The organism is Streptomyces sp. NPDC045287, assembly GCF_056432325.1.
In genome coordinates this window covers 525,654-540,052 of the sequence record NZ_JBWKJG010000003.1, presented here as the reverse complement: position 1 = coordinate 540,052, position 14,399 = coordinate 525,654, and the positions used below count along the sequence as shown (strand labels likewise).

At 70.8% G+C, this 14,399-nt stretch carries 12 protein-coding genes; 1 reads left to right on the top strand and 11 read right to left on the bottom strand.

Annotated features, from left to right (window positions below):
- From carB to AC07D6_RS08275, 9 genes are all read right to left on the bottom strand, one after another.
- A partial coding sequence (gene carB, locus AC07D6_RS08315) for a carbamoyl-phosphate synthase large subunit (protein WP_479042958.1) occupies positions 1-1,611 on the bottom strand: 1,611 nt, incomplete at its 3' end.
- Positions 1,604-2,746, bottom strand: a complete 1,143-nt coding sequence (gene carA, locus AC07D6_RS08310) for a glutamine-hydrolyzing carbamoyl-phosphate synthase small subunit (RefSeq protein ID WP_479042957.1) — start codon at positions 2,744-2,746, stop codon at positions 1,604-1,606. The genes carA and carB, both read right to left, overlap by 8 nt.
- Before the next feature lies 1 nt (position 2,747).
- The gene (locus AC07D6_RS08305; protein WP_315879715.1) at positions 2,748-3,080 is read right to left on the bottom strand and encodes a branched-chain amino acid transporter permease; all 333 of its coding nucleotides are present in this window, start codon (positions 3,078-3,080) and stop codon (positions 2,748-2,750) included.
- Positions 3,077-3,811 carry an AzlC family ABC transporter permease gene (locus AC07D6_RS08300; protein WP_479042955.1) on the bottom strand — a complete coding sequence of 245 codons (735 nt, stop codon included), beginning with the start codon at positions 3,809-3,811 and terminating at the stop codon, positions 3,077-3,079. Before AC07D6_RS08300 ends, AC07D6_RS08305 begins: the two co-directional genes overlap by 4 nt.
- Positions 3,812-3,901: 90 nt before the next feature.
- Positions 3,902-4,048 (bottom strand): hypothetical protein, encoded by a 147-nt coding sequence (locus tag AC07D6_RS08295; RefSeq protein WP_315879717.1) that lies wholly within the window; start codon positions 4,046-4,048, stop codon positions 3,902-3,904.
- Between the two features lie 31 nt (positions 4,049-4,079).
- Entirely contained in the window at positions 4,080-5,915 is a 1,836-nt protein-coding gene (locus AC07D6_RS08290) for a carbamoyltransferase family protein (protein ID WP_315879718.1), read from the bottom strand.
- A gap of 70 nt (positions 5,916-5,985) precedes the next feature.
- Positions 5,986-8,145: an iron-containing redox enzyme family protein gene (locus tag AC07D6_RS08285; RefSeq protein WP_479042953.1), complete on the bottom strand. Its 2,160-nt coding sequence runs from the start codon at positions 8,143-8,145 to the stop codon at positions 5,986-5,988.
- A 225-nt stretch (positions 8,146-8,370) separates the two neighbouring features.
- A complete protein-coding gene (locus tag AC07D6_RS08280; RefSeq protein ID WP_315879720.1) occupies positions 8,371-9,399 on the bottom strand; it encodes an SGNH/GDSL hydrolase family protein in 1,029 nt (342 codons plus the stop codon).
- Positions 9,400-9,667: 268 nt separating this feature from the next.
- The gene (locus tag AC07D6_RS08275) at positions 9,668-10,843 is read right to left on the bottom strand and encodes a trans-sulfuration enzyme family protein (RefSeq protein ID WP_315879721.1); all 1,176 of its coding nucleotides are present in this window, start codon (positions 10,841-10,843) and stop codon (positions 9,668-9,670) included.
- Positions 10,844-11,143: 300 nt separating this feature from the next.
- Here AC07D6_RS08275 and AC07D6_RS08270 point away from each other — a divergent pair, with 300 nt between their 5' ends.
- Positions 11,144-12,112 carry a PDR/VanB family oxidoreductase gene (locus AC07D6_RS08270; protein WP_479042951.1) on the top strand — a complete coding sequence of 323 codons (969 nt, stop codon included), beginning with the start codon at positions 11,144-11,146 and terminating at the stop codon, positions 12,110-12,112.
- Positions 12,113-12,481: 369 nt separating this feature from the next.
- Here the strand turns inward: AC07D6_RS08270 and AC07D6_RS08265 are convergent, their stop codons facing one another.
- Complete coding sequence (locus AC07D6_RS08265) at positions 12,482-13,561, bottom strand: sensor histidine kinase (RefSeq protein WP_479042950.1); 1,080 nt, start codon at positions 13,559-13,561, stop codon at positions 12,482-12,484.
- Positions 13,554-14,357 carry a response regulator transcription factor gene (locus AC07D6_RS08260; RefSeq protein ID WP_479042949.1) on the bottom strand — a complete coding sequence of 268 codons (804 nt, stop codon included), beginning with the start codon at positions 14,355-14,357 and terminating at the stop codon, positions 13,554-13,556. The genes AC07D6_RS08265 and AC07D6_RS08260 overlap by 8 nt, the downstream gene beginning before the upstream one ends.
- Positions 14,358-14,399: the final 42 nt, after the last annotated feature.

The following is a 14,399-nucleotide window of genomic DNA, read 5'->3' as shown; positions in this document are numbered from 1 at the left end:
CGCGAACTCCGCCGCACACGTGTCGACCGTCTTGTACACCGGCCGCACACCCAACGCATGCCGCACCTCACGCACGACGTCCTCACGCAACCCGCGAATCTCCCCGATCTGCTGGTCGGAGAAACCGTGACGCTTCGCGTGCGCCAGCAGCTCCGGGGTGAACTCGCTCGCGGCAGCGAGCTCCTCGGCCACCTCGTGGATCAGGAAGAGCTGGTCGACGAACCACGGGTCGATCTTCGTCGCGTCGAAGACCTCCTGCTGCGTCGCCCCGGCCCGGATGGCCCGCATGACCGTCTGGAGCCGGCCGTCCGTGGGCGTGCTCGACACGTCGAGCAGTTCCGCCTTGTCACCCGGCTCACCGGTGAAGGCGAACTGCGAGCCCTTCTGCTCCACCGAACGCAGGGCCTTTTGGAGGGCTTCGGTGAAGTTGCGGCCGATGGCCATGGCCTCGCCGACCGACTTCATCGTCGTGGTGAGGGTGGAGTCGGCGGAGGGGAACTTCTCGAACGCGAACCGCGGTACCTTGACCACGACGTAGTCGAGCGTGGGCTCGAAGGACGCCGGGGTCTCCTGGGTGATGTCGTTCGGGATCTCGTCCAGCGTGTAGCCGACGGCGAGCTTCGCGGCGATCTTGGCGATCGGGAAACCCGTCGCCTTCGACGCCAAAGCGGAAGAACGCGACACCCGCGGATTCATCTCGATGACGATGACCCGACCGTCCTCGGGATTCACCGCGAACTGGATGTTGCAGCCACCCGTGTCGACCCCCACCTCACGGATGACCGCGATCCCCACATCACGCAGGATCTGATACTCGCGGTCCGTGAGCGTCATCGCCGGCGCCACGGTGATCGAATCACCCGTGTGCACGCCCATGGGGTCGAAGTTCTCGATGGAGCAGACGACCACGACGTTGTCGTGCTTGTCGCGCATCAGCTCCAGCTCGTACTCCTTCCAGCCCAGGATGGACTCCTCCAGGAGCACCTCGGTGGTCGGGGAGAGCGTGAGGCCCTGGCCGGCGATGCGGCGCAGCTCCTCCTCGTCGTGCGCGAAACCAGAACCCGCACCACCCATGGTGAAGGACGGGCGGACCACGACGGGATAGCCACCCAGCGTCTCCACGCCCTTGAGGACGTCGTCCATGGAGTGGCAGATCACCGAACGGGCGGACTCGCCGTGCCCGATCTTCTTGCGGACCTCCTCCACGACCTCCTTGAACTGCTCGCGGTCCTCGCCCTTGTGGATGGCCTCGACGTTGGCGCCGATCAGCTCGACGCCGTACTTCTCGAGGACACCGTTCTCGTGCAGGGAGATCGCGGTGTTCAGGGCCGTCTGGCCGCCCAGGGTGGGCAGGAGCGCGTCGGGGCGCTCCTTGGCGATGATCTTCTCGACGAACTCGGGGGTGATCGGCTCGACGTAGGTGGCGTCGGCGATCTCCGGGTCGGTCATGATCGTCGCCGGATTGGAATTCACCAGGATCACCCGCAGACCCTCGGCCTTGAGGACCCGGCACGCCTGGGTGCCCGAATAGTCGAACTCGGCGGCCTGCCCGATGACGATCGGACCGGAGCCGATGACCAGGACGGACTGAATATCGGTGCGCTTAGGCACGCTCGGCCTCCATCAGCTCCACAAAACGATCGAACAGGTATGCGGCGTCATGCGGACCCGCGGCCGCCTCCGGGTGGTACTGCACGGAGAACACCGGCTGGTCCAGCAGCCGCAGCCCCTCCACCACCTGGTCGTTCAGACAGACGTGGGTGACCTCGGCCCGGCCGAACGGCGTGTCCACCGGGCCGTCCAACGGGGCGTCGACGGCGAAGCCGTGGTTGTGCGCGGTCACCTCCACCTTGCCGGTGGTCCGGTCCATGACCGGCTGGTTGATGCCGCGGTGGCCGTACTTGAGCTTGTAGGTGCCAAAGCCCAGCGCCCGGCCCAGGATCTGGTTGCCGAAGCAGATGCCGAACAGCGGCGTCCTGCGCTCCAGCACCGCACGCATCAGCGCCACCGGGTGGTCGGCGGTGGCGGGATCACCGGGACCGTTGGAGAAGAACACCCCGTCCGGCTCGACCGCGTACACCTCCTCCACGCTCGCCGTCGCGGGCAGAACGTGCACCTCGATGCCCCGCTCCGCCATCCGCTGCGGCGTCATCCCCTTGATCCCCAAATCCACGGCGGCAACGGTGAACCTCTTCTCACCCACCGCGGGAACGACATACGACTCCTCGGTCGCCACCTCAGCGGAAAGGTCAGCACCCTTCATCTGCGGCTGCGCCTGAACCTTCGCAAGCATCTCGGCATCACCGGCGACGGCATCACCGGAGAAGATCCCCACCCGCATCGCACCCCGCTCCCGCAGGTGCCGGGTCAACGCCCGGGTGTCGATGCCACTGATCCCCACAACCCCCTGCCGCTCCAACTCCTCGTCGAGGGAGCGTTTCGCCCGCCAGCTCGACGGCACCCGGGCGGGGTCGCGCACCACATAGCCCGCCACCCAGAAACGGCCCGATTCCGGGTCCTCGTCGTTGACGCCGGTGTTGCCGACGTGCGGGGCCGTCATGACGACGACCTGGCGGTGGTAGGAGGGGTCGGTCAAGGTCTCCTGATAACCGGTCATTCCGGTGTTGAAGACCGCTTCGCCGAACGTCTCCCCCACCGCGCCGTAAGCACGTCCACGAAAACTGCGCCCGTCCTCCAGGACGAGTACCGCGGTCGCGGTCCCGCCATTCCCTTTCCACGTCCCCACGTCAAATCACTCCATTGACAAGAATCATGTACAGCGCGACGCCGCCGCCGATGGACAGCAGCGCGTTGTCCGTCTTCCAGTACATGACCGCCGCCAAGGAGAGGGAGACCAGCTTCGGCAGCCCGTACGGATAGGCGGTCACGTCGAGGTCCTTGATGGTGTACGCCACCAGCAGCACCATCACCCCGGTCGGCATCTTTTCGCCGAGGTAGCGCAGATAGCCGTTCGCGGCCAGTTTCCCCAGGACGACGAAGGGCGCCGCCCGGAGCGCCACGGTCACCAGGGAGATCACGGCGACGACGGCGAACGCGTGCAGGTCGGACAGGTGGTTCACTTCGCCCGCTCCTTTTCCTTCTGGTACATGCCGCTGATGACGGCCACGTAGAGCAGCAGGCTCACGATGAGGAAGGATTCCTCGACCACATAGCGGTCCACGAGGTAACCGATCACTCCGGCGCCCAGGGCGAGCAGGACGAGGGTCGCGCTCCGGCTGGTGCGCACCGCGTTGACCGCGAGGGTCAGGAACATGGCGGTGAGGGCGAACTCGAAGCCCTTGACGCTCTCCGGGATCACCTGGCCGAGCAGGGCGCCGAGCAGCGCGCCGAGGAACCACCACACGTGGCTGACCACCTGCACGATGGTGATCTGACGGCCGGTCAGGTGCATGCCGGGGCCGGCCGTGGTGATGCCGTAGGTCTCGTCGGTCAGGGCGAAGACGCCGTAGGCCTTCTGGACGCGCCCGCGCAGCCGGTCGATCGGGAAGGACAGGCCGTAGAAGATGTGTCGGAAGTTCACGATCAGCGAGGTGAACGCCACCTGGTAGAGCGGCAGTCCGGCCACCATGAAGCCGACGGCGAGGAATTCGATGGATCCCGCGTAGATCAGCAGGGTGGAGAGCGGTGCCCAGTACCAGTTGATGCCGCTCGCGGTCAGCAGCACGCCGAACGCCACCCCCAGCGGGATGTACGCCATGGCGACGGGCACGGTGAGCCGGACCGCCTCTCCGGCTCCTCCCTTGGGATCCTGCTGGTCTGTCCGTTCCGTCGGTGGCGGCGATGCGCGCATGATCTCTCCTGCAAGTTCGTGTTCGTGTAGGCCCGGGCGGCCGGGGGAAGAGGGGGTGGCGGGCCCTCTCCCCCCGGCCGCCGGCGGGACTCAGACCGCTGTCGGGGTGGAGGCCGTCCAGTAACTGGTGGCCTTCGGATCCGCGCCGCGGGCGAGCGGGTCGCGGACCGCTCTCGTGATCAGGCCGATCGGGGTGATCACCAGGTAGTAGACGATGGCCAGTAGTACGGTACGCACGGCTCGTACGTCCTTTCTGTCGATTGACCGATTAGTCGAGGGGGATCTCGTCGCGCCAGTCGGTCTCCTCCTGCCAGACCGGCTGGTCCTCCTTGCGCAGCAGGAAGTTGCCGACGGCGAGACGGTCGATGTTGGTCCGCATGAAGCAGGCGTACGCCTCGGCGGGGCTGGCGACGATCGGCTCGCCGCGCACGTTGAAGGAGGTGTTGACCAGCACGGGGCAGCCGGTCTGCTCCTTGAACTGGGTGAGCAGGCGGTGGTACGGGGCGTTCCGCTCGGGGGTGACGGTCTGCACCCGGGCCGAGTGGTCGACGTGGGTGACGGCCGGAATGGTGGAGCGCTGCACCTTGAGCAGGTCGAGTCCGGAGACGTCGGCGCTCTGGTCCGTCTCCAGCCGCTGGGCGGGCGAGACCCCGGTGACCACCAGCATGTAGGGGCTCTCCTGGTGGAGGTCGAAGTACTCCTTGGCGTCCTCGGCGAGCACCGAGGGGGCGAAGGGCCGGAACGACTCCCGGAACTTGATCTTGAGGTTCATGGCGGACTGCATGACCGGGTCGCGCGGGTCGCCGATGATCGACCGGGCACCCAGTGCCCGGGGCCCGAACTCCATCCGGCCCTGGAACCAGCCGACGATCTTCCCCTGGGCCAGCTCCACCGCGGTCTGGCGGGCCAGCTCCTCGGGGGTGAGGCGGGTGTACGGGATGTTCTCGCCGTCCAGGTAGGCGGCGATCTCCTCGTCGCTGAACTCGGGGCCGAGCAGCGAGCCGGACATGCCGTCCGTGCCGTTGCCCAGGTGGCTGCGCCGGGCGCCGCGGTCCGAGGCGACGGCGAGGGCCGCGCCGAGCGCGCCGCCCGCGTCACCGGCCGCGGGCTGGACCCACACCTCGTCGAAGATGCCGGCGTTGATGACCTTGCCGTTGGAGACGCAGTTCAGCGCCACCCCGCCGGCCATCACCAGCTTGCTCTCGCCCGTGACCTTGCGGGCGTGCTTCGCCAGCAGCAGCACGACCTCCTCGGTGACCTGCTGCACCGAGGCCGCGAGGTCGAACTCCCGCTCGGTGAGCTGGCCTTCCGGGCGGCGGCGGGGGCCGCCGAAGAGCTGCTCGAAGCCGCGGCCCGTCATCACCTGGCCGCGCAGGTACTCGAAGTACTCCATGTTCAGCCGGAACGAGCCGTCCGGCTTGATGTCGATCAGCTTCTCGCGGATGAGCTGGGCGTAGCGGGGCTTGCCGTAGGGGGCGAGGCCCATCAGCTTGTACTCGCCCGAGTCGACCTTGAATCCGCAGAAGTAGGTGAACGCCGAGTACAGCAGCCCGAGGGAGTGCGGGAAGCGGATCTCGGAGACCGCGTCCAGCCGGGTGCCGCGGCCGTGCCACAGCGTGGTGGTGGCCCATTCGCCGACCCCGTCGATGCAGAGCACGGCGGCGGACTCGTAGGGGCTGGGGTAGAACGCCGAAGCGGCGTGCGACTCGTGGTGCCGCCGGACGTGCAGCTCGGGGACCCGGCCCAGGCCCAGGGCGGCCAGCTCGTCGCGGACCACGTCCGTGGTGCGGCGCTTCCACTTCAGCCACTCGGGGAGGGTGTCCCGGAAGGAGGGGAAGCCGTTCGGCGCGGCACCGGCGAAGGTGGTGAGGACGCGGCGCCACTTCAGCTGCGGGTCCTCGTAGTAGGCGATGGCGGAGACGTCGTCGAGCGTGGCGCCCGCCTCGTCCAGGCAGTAGCGGATGGCCTTGGCGGGGAAGGCCGAGTCGTGCCGGATGCGGCTGAACCGCTCCTCCTGGGCGGCGGCCACGGGGACGCCGTCGACGATCAGGGCAGCCGCGCTGTCGTGGTAGTAGGCGGCTATGCCCAGGATCAGATCGGGCATGGGAGTGCTCCTAGGGATGGGGGTACGTCGGTGGGTTCGGGAGGCCCGCGGGGCGGATCGGCGGGGCAGGTCAGCGGGTCTTGCCCGCGGAGCGCACGGCCCGGCGCGCGGCCTGGCGGGCGCGGAAGCCCGTCGGCGGGTTGAGGGAGCGGTACCCGGTGCGTACGCGCGCCCAGGCGGCGTCCAGCGCGCCCGCGCCCTGGGAGACGGTGATGGACGAGAGGTACGTGTCGATGGCGTCGGCGGCCCACGCCGAGTGGCCCGTCGCCACGTTGTCCACCGTGTTGTGGATGTCGACGAAGCGGGTGCTGAACCCGTACTTCTTCAGTGCCAGCCGGGCCCGCCGGTAGGTGCCGCCGACGCCGGAGAGCTCCATCGCCAGGTTCAGCCCGAGCACCTCGGGCATGAACGTCTGCGGGAACCGCCCGATGCTCAGCCAGTACACCGGCAGCTCGAAGGAGGAGTCCCGGAAACCGTCCCACTCCGCGAACGCGCGGGAACTGGTGGGGGGCAGGTCCACGCCCATCTCGGTGAGCACCTCGCGGTAGATGAGCGGGTGGTTCAGCACGGCCTCGCCGTTGCCCAGCTCGTCCCAGTAGGTGTCGAAGAGGGAGTGGGCGATCTCCGACGAGGCGTGCTCGTAGTCGGTGTAGCCCATGATCCAGGCCCCGTCGATCAGAGTCAGCGGGGCGAGCTGCACGGTGGAGTCGACGAGCTCCTCACGGCTGGGCAGCTCCTGCTCGGAGCCCTGCTCGAACGCCTCGCTGTGCCGGTCGTGCATGTCCACCAGCCACGGCCGCAGCCCCCGCGGCGTCCACCGCTGCGGCAGCGGCATCTCCGCCTCGTCCATGCCGTGCCGCGAGCGGCCCAGCCAGCCGTGCGTGTACTCGCGGGCCCAGGCGCGCACCGCGGGCGTGTCGGTGCGGTTCAGCAGCAGGTGGTACGCCTCCCGCAGGTTCGCCGGGCGCTTCCCGTCGGACTCGGCCTGCCAGGCGCCCAGTCCGAGCGGACGGGACGGGGCGAGGGCGGCACCCCCCTCGGGGGTGCCGACCGCGGGCCCGGGCAGTGAGCCGATCCACCGGCGCACCACGTCCAGGTCCTCGGGCGAGAACACCCGGAACATCTGGCCGTTCTCCGCCACCAGGCCGTTCACCAGCAGGCTCTGCTCCGGTTTGCCCGGTCGCACCAGGCGGCTGCGGGACAGCGCCCCCAGCATGGGCCGCGGGTCGGTCTGGCACTCCCTCAGCCAGTCGGCGAGGGGCCGCCCCTCCAGGGGGAAGGAGTGGTGGTACACCGAGCCCTCGCGGGCCCGGTTGCGCATCAGTTCGGCCATCTCGAACGCCGGGTCGCAGGCGGCGACGAGTTCGTCGTGCAGCCGCCGCGTCCACTCCCGCAGGGCCGCCAGCGCCCAGCGGAAGCCGGTGCCGACCCGGGTGCGGGCGTCTTCGCCGTCCCGCTCCAGCACCCGCTGCACGGCGGCCAGCGCCAGCTCCGCGCCGCTGGGCCCGGTACCGCGCGGCGCGGCGGGGTCGACGAGCTCCCAGCGGGTGACCGTCGGCTGTTCGGCCCGTACCAGCGACAGCGCCGGCAGCAGACCGACCGACCGCAGGCACAGGTCGGCGCCGAGGATCTCCGGCAGGAAGTCGTCCGGGCGCCGGCTCATGGCGAGCAGCAGGGCCGGTATCCGGAAGTGGCCGTCGTCGAGGCGCTGGTCCGCCGCGAGCCGGCCGGCGGGCACGGCGTTCTCCGACACGCCCAGGTGCCGCAGCACCGACAGGTAGGCGTCGCCGCGCGAGGCGCGCGGGCCGCCGACGCCCAGGTCGGACGCGTACAGCGCGAGGACGCTCAGGACGGCGGGGTCGTCGCCGTTGCCCGGTGAGCTCAGCCACTGCAGCCAGGCACCGGACATCAGCGTGAGCGGGGCGCAGGCCAGCGCGGCCCGCCGGACGAGCACGGCCCGGGTGTCGGGAACGAGCGGGCCGATCAGTTCCTGGAACCGCAGGGTCTCCGTCGCCGACCAGTCGGCCGCCCGCTGCCGCAGCTCGTCCAGGGTGCCGTCGGGGTCCTGGCCGTCGGCGAGTTCGGTACGGATCTCGGCCGGCAGACGGCCCGCGGGCAGGGTCGCCTCGGGATCCACGGCTCTGCCGTAGACGGTCCTGGCTGGTTCGGCGGGGGTGGGGTCCGGGCCGGTGGGGCGAGGCGATGCCGCGGCCACGGTGGGCGCTGCCACGTCGTTCCTCTCTCTCGGGTGCTGGGGGGTGATGGGACGGGGTGGGTGGTCGGACGGGGCGGCGGGTCGCGGCCCCGGTCAGAACATCGGGTAGATGGAGGCGTCGTTCTTCTTCGGCTTCGGCTTGCGGCCGAGCAGCTTGTTGATCAGGTTGCGCAGGAAGCTCATGTCCGTGCCCTTCGGTGTGGTGGTGGGGTTTCCGCCGGCCGGATGCCGGAGGGGCTGCTACTTGAGGCCGAGCTCCTCGGCGAGGAGCCCCGCGACGAGGTCGTGGCCCTCGTCGGTGAAGTGGATGCGGTCGACGAAGAGCCAGTCGTCCTTGTCGATCGCGGAGGCGATGACCGGGTTGCTGTCGAGGTAGCGCACGCCCATCCGCTCGCACCCGGTCCGCAGCGCCTTGGAGTACGTCTCCCGGGCTTCCATCGACGAGATGTCGCCGTACACCTCGCCGAAGTTCGAGATGCTGTCGAGCTCCTCGAAGATCAGCTTTTCCTGCGGCGCGGGCTCCTCGCGGACCCAGGTGGCCAGCGGCTGCAGCACGAAGGTCAGCTTCGCGCCCATGCCCTCGGCCAGCAGGCGCCAGCTGTCCAGGTGGCGCAGCGTCAGCTCGGAGCCGATGTCGATCTGCTCCGACAGGTCCGGGACCCGCGTGTCGACGGGCTCGGGCGCCGGCTGGCGGCGGCCGCCGAACAGGCCGCGCCCGCCGGACGACTTGCGGTTCCGGGTGCGCAGCTCCTCCATCTGGCCGTAGAAGTCGTTGCAGTTGAAGAACGCGCCGCTGTCGCCGCGGACGGAGGCGGGCAGCCGGCTCAGGCCGAGGTCGTTGAAGCCGGAGAACAGCACGATCTCGTCGACCTGCGGGAGCAGGTGCCGGTACAGGGTGAACAGCAGCAGCTCCTGGGTGGAGTTGTGGCTGCGGCCGGCGAAGTTGAGCCACGGCAGGGACGGAGCGTGCTTGCTCCACAGCCGCGAGGGCAGGGTGTGGCGGTCGGCGCTGGCTCCGATGCCGAACGACGTGGAACTGCCCGCGAACAGCCGGACCGGCCCCTCGGGGAGCGGGCCGCCGACCGAGGCGGTCTGGCCGTTCGGACCCTCGGAGAGGCGGAAGCCGAGCCGGTCCGTGTTGACGACCTCGGAGCGGTGGTCAGCGGCGTGGAAGTACATGAGGTACGGCATCCAGCGGATGTCGCCGCGGTCGTCGAATTTCTCGGCGTACTGCAGCATCTGCGGGGTGAGGGTGGCGCGGTGGGACATGGACGGGGTGCTCCTTCGTGATGCGGTCAACAGGTCGAGCGGTTCGGGTCCCGCGACGGAACGCGGGAGAGGGCGGCGCGGGCGGAGGGCCGGGGCCGGAAGCCAGAAGGCCGGGGGCCGGGAGCCGAGGGCCGGGAGCCAGGAGGCTGCGGGCCGGAAGCCGGGAGCCGAAGGCCAGGGAGCCGGAAGCCGGGAGCCGAAGGCCAGGGAGCCGGAAGCCGGGAGCCGAAGGCCAGGGAGCCGAAGGCCAGGGAGCCGGAGGCTGGGGTCAGTCCAGCGCCTGCGCGAAGTCCGCCTTCAGGTCGTCGAGGTGCTCGAGGCCGACGGCGATGCGGACCGTCCCCTCCGTGATCCCGATGGCGCGCAGCCCCTCGGCGTCCATCGAGCGGTGGGAGGTGGCCGAAGGCTGCTGCACGAGGGTCTTGAAGCCGCCGAGGGAGACGGCGCGGTCGGCGAGCCGCAGCCGCCGGGTGAACTCGAGGGTCTCCTTGCGCCCGCCCGCGACGTCGATGGCCAGCACCCCGCCGTACCCGTTGGGCAGCATGCGCCGCGCCAGGTCGTGACCCGGGTGGCCGGGCAGACCCGGCCAGTGGACCTCGGCCACCTTGGGGTGGTCGGACAGGAACCGCGCGAGGCCGTCGGCGTTCTCGTGGTGGCGGCGCATCCGCAGCCCCAGGGTGGCCAGCCCGCGCAGGGTCAGCCAGGCGGCGAACGGGTCGGCGATCGTGCCGGTCTCCAGCGAACGCGACCACACCTCGCGGTGGAGTGCCGCGTCGGCGAAGGAGGCGATCCCGCCGAGGACGTCGCAGTGGCCGGAGAGGAACTTGGTGGAGGAGTGCACCACCACGTCGGCCCCCAGGGAGATCGGCTGGCAGCCGATCGGTGAGGCGAAGGTGTTGTCGACCACGCAGGTCAGCCCCGCGGCCTTGCCGGCGGCGAAGAAGGCGGGCAGGTCGGTGACCTGGGCGGTGGGGTTGGAGAGGGTCTCCAGGTACAGGGCCTTGGTGGTCGGCCGCAGGGCCTCGGTGACCTCCGCCGCGTCCCGCCCCTCGATGTAGGTGACGTCCACGCCGTAACGTGCGGAGAGGTCCCGCAGCAGGGCGAACGTTCCGCCGTAGAGGTGCTTCTGGACGATGACGTGGTCGCCGCTGCCGAGCAGGGTGTGCAGCACCGTGTGGATCGCGCCCATGCCGCTCGAGGTCGCCAGGCTGGCCGCCGCGCCCTCCAGCGAGGAGACGGCGTTCTCCAGTGCGCGCACCGTCGGGTTGGAGTTGCGCAGGTAGGCGAACGACTCGGGGCTGTTGATGGCTTCGGCCAGCTCTTCGGGGTTGTCGTAGCCGAAGTTCGCGGTCTGGTAGAGCGGCGTGTTCAGCGGCCGGGCCCCACCCAGATCGGGAATCCCTACATGGATCGCCTGGGTCTCCGGATGCAGCTGTGTGGGCACGGGGTTCCTCTCGGTGTGCGGCGCTCGACCAGGTGGTTCCGAGCGGCTCGGTGATCTGCGGCGGAACTCAGCTTCACCCGGGCCGGGCCGCCTGTCACTGCTTCCCGGGTGCCACGAAAATGCATGGCACGGGTATGCCACCGACACCCTCGGAAACGGGAAAAGCGCTTGTCGGCAAGGGTGTTCCGGCAGTTTCGTGCGTTGCACTTTCGTGCCGGGGAAGGAGCGTGACGCGGCCCGGTGCGGCGACGGAGGATGGTTGCCCGTCGCCCACGAACGCCGAGGAGAGGCAGTACGTCGATGAACACCGCAGAACCGGTGCGCGAGCTCACGGTCGTCCGCGCGGAGCCGGAGGCAGAGGGGGTCCTGGGGATCACGCTGGCGGATCCGGGCGGCGCGCCGCTCCCGGAATGGGAGCCCGGGGCGCACATCGACGTCGAACTGCCGTCGGGGCTGATCCGCTCGTACTCGCTGTGCGGCCGGCCGGAGGACCGCCACGCCTACCGCATCGCGGTCCTGCACGTCGCGGACGGCCGGGGCGGGTCGACGGAGATCCACACGACGCGGTTGGTCGGCCGCGGGCTGACGGTGCGCGGTCCGCGCAACCAGTTCCCGCTCGTCCCGGCCCCCCGGTACGTGTTCGTCGCGGGCGGCATCGGCATCACCCCCGTCCTGCCCATGATCCGGGAGCTGGCCGAACGCCCGGACGCCCCGCGCTGGTCGCTCCTCTACGGCGGCCGCTCCCTGGACACCATGGCCTTCCGCGCGGAACTGGCCGCCCTGCACGGCGGCGAGGTCACCCTGTGGCCGCAGGACAGCCACGGCCTGCCCGACCTGGACCGGGCACTGACCGGTCTGCCGCCGGACACGGTGGTCTACTGCTGCGGACCCGAGGGCCTGCTGGAGGCGGTGCGAAGCCGCACCGAGCGCCTCCTGCCGCCGGGGGCGCTGCACCTGGAACGGTTCCAGCCGGCGGCCCGGGCCACCCCGTCCCCGACCGACGGGAGCTTCGAGGTGGAGCTGCGCCGCACCGGGATCACCCTGCGGGTGCCGGCCGACCGGAGCCTGCTGGACGTGGTGCGCGAAGCGGTGCCGGGGGTGGCGTACTCCTGCGAGCAGGGCATCTGCGGCACCTGCGAGACCAAGGTGGTCGAGGGCGTCCCGGACCACCACGACATGCTCCTCACCGACGCCGAGCGGGAGACCGGTGCGACGATGATGATCTGCGTGGGGCGGGCCAGGAGCAGCCGCCTGGCCCTCGACCTGTAGGACCGGCGGCCCGGGCGCCCCTCCCGCCCGGCCCTCCGCCGAGGGCGCGGGAGCGGGGCGGGGCGGGAGCGGGGCGGGGCGTGCCCGGTTCGGTGCCCGGCTCCCCGGCCTCCGGCAGCGGACCGCGCGAAACCGTTCAGGCCGCTCCGTGACCGCGGAACGCGCGAAACACAGAAGACACAGAAGACACAGAAAACGTACGAAACTCGTGGAACCAACCCGGAGCCTCCCGGAGCTGCGCCGACCGGTCACCGCCCCGGGTCACCCCAGGTGGCCACGGGTGACCACGGCCCGCGCCGGTCTTCCCGCCCGCGATCCGGTGGCCCCGCCCGGGGACGGCAGGTGGTGCCCGGGGACGGCGGGCGGTGCCTACGGCGCGCCGGGAAGCCGGACCGTGACGAGGAGCCCCCCGGCGGGACGGGGGGCGAGGTCGAGGGTCCCGTCGTGGGCGCGGACGACGCCGTGCACGATGGCCAGGCCGAGGCCGGCACCGGCGTGCTCGTCGGTGCGTACGCGTTCCGTTCCGCGCTGGAAGGGTTCGGTGAGGGTCGGCACCAGTTCCGGTGGGAGCGGGCGGCCCGTGTTCTCGACCCGCACCACGCTCGTGTCGCCCTGCGCCTCGGTGTGGACCGTCACGGTGCCGCCGGTGGGGAGGTTGTGGACGACGGCGTTCTGGACGAGGTTCGTCACCATCCGCAGCAGGAGCTCCGCGGAGCCGCTGGTCCGGGTCGCTCCGCCGGTGACGTCGAGCGTGATCCCGCGCCGCTCGGCGAGGGGCAGCAGGGTTTCGGCGGCCTCCTCGGCGACGAGGGAGAGGTCGACGCTCTCCCGGGTGAAGTGCCCGCGGTCGCTGCGGCCGAGCAACAGGAGCGCCTCGGTGAGGCCGATCGCGCGCGTGTTGACGGCCTGCAGGCGCGCCAGGAGCTCGTCCCGGTCCCGCGCGGGGTCCTTGCGGGCGACGTCGAGCAGCGCCTGCGAGACGGCCAGCGGGGTGCGCAGTTCGTGGGAGGCGTTCGCGGCGAACCTCCGCTGCTCGGCGACGTGCGACTCAAGCTGTTCGAGCATGGTGTCGAACGTGTCGGCGAGTTCGTGGAACTCGTCCCGGCGTCCTTCCATGCGGATCCGGTGGGACAGCGACCCGTTCCCGGCCGTCCGGGCCGCGGCCGTGATCCGTGTGAGCGGCGCGAGCATCCGGCCGGCGAGGATCCATCCCCCGGCGAGGCCGAACACGAGCAGGAAGGCCATCGCCGCGGCCGCGGCGGGGGCGAAGGTGCGCACGAGCAGGTAGCGGTTGGGCGCGATCCCGAGCAGGCCCTTGGAGGTGTCGGGTACGTAGCGCAGCAGGAACACCCACACGACGGCCAGCAGGAGGGCGCCGGCGACGGCGAGGAACCCCGCGTAGCTGAGGGTGAGTCTCAGCCGGACGCTGAGCCCCGGGCGTCTACGCACGCGTACTGCCGCGGCCGGTGGTACCGAGGCGGTCGGCGCCGGGGCCGGTGTCGATGCGGGCGGCGCCGGAGCCGGTGGTACGGGGGCGGGCGGCGCCGGGACCGGTGGTACCGGGATCGACGGGGCCGGTGCCGGGGCCGGTGTCGATGCGGTAGCCGACACCCGGCACCGTGGCGATGATCCACGGTTCGCCGAGCCGTTTGCGCAGGGCGGAGACGGTGATGCGGACGGCGTTGGTGAAGGGGTCGGCGTTCTCGTCCCAGGCCCGTTCCAGCAGTTCCTCGGCGCTGACGACCCCGCCCTCGGCGGCGACGAGGACCTCCAGCACGGCGAACTGCTTGCGGGTGAGCGCGACGTGGCGTCCGTCGCGGAAGACCTCCCGGCGGAAGGGGTCGAGGCGCAGGCCCGCGATCTCGCGGACCGGGGGCCGGGCGTACGCGCGCCTGCGGTCGAGCGCCCGCAGCCGCAGGACGAGCTCCCGCAGTTCGAACGGCTTGGTGAGGTAGTCGTCGGCACCGAGCTCGAACCCGGACGCCTTGTCGTCGATCCGGTCGGCGGCGGTGAGCATGAGGATCGGGGTGCCGCTGCCGGAGGCGACGATGCGCCGGGCGACCTCGTCGCCGGAGGGTCCGGGGATGTCGCGGTCGAGGACCGCGATGTCGTAGGAGGTGACGCCGAGCAGTTCCAGGGCGGAGTCGCCGTCGCCGGCGATGTCGGCGGCGATCGCTTCCAGCCGCAGCCCGTCACGTATGGCTTCGGCCAGGTAGGGCTCGTCCTCCACGATCAGTACGCGCATGCCCGAAGCCTAAGCGGTCGGGTTTCGAAGTCCTTCGGGAGT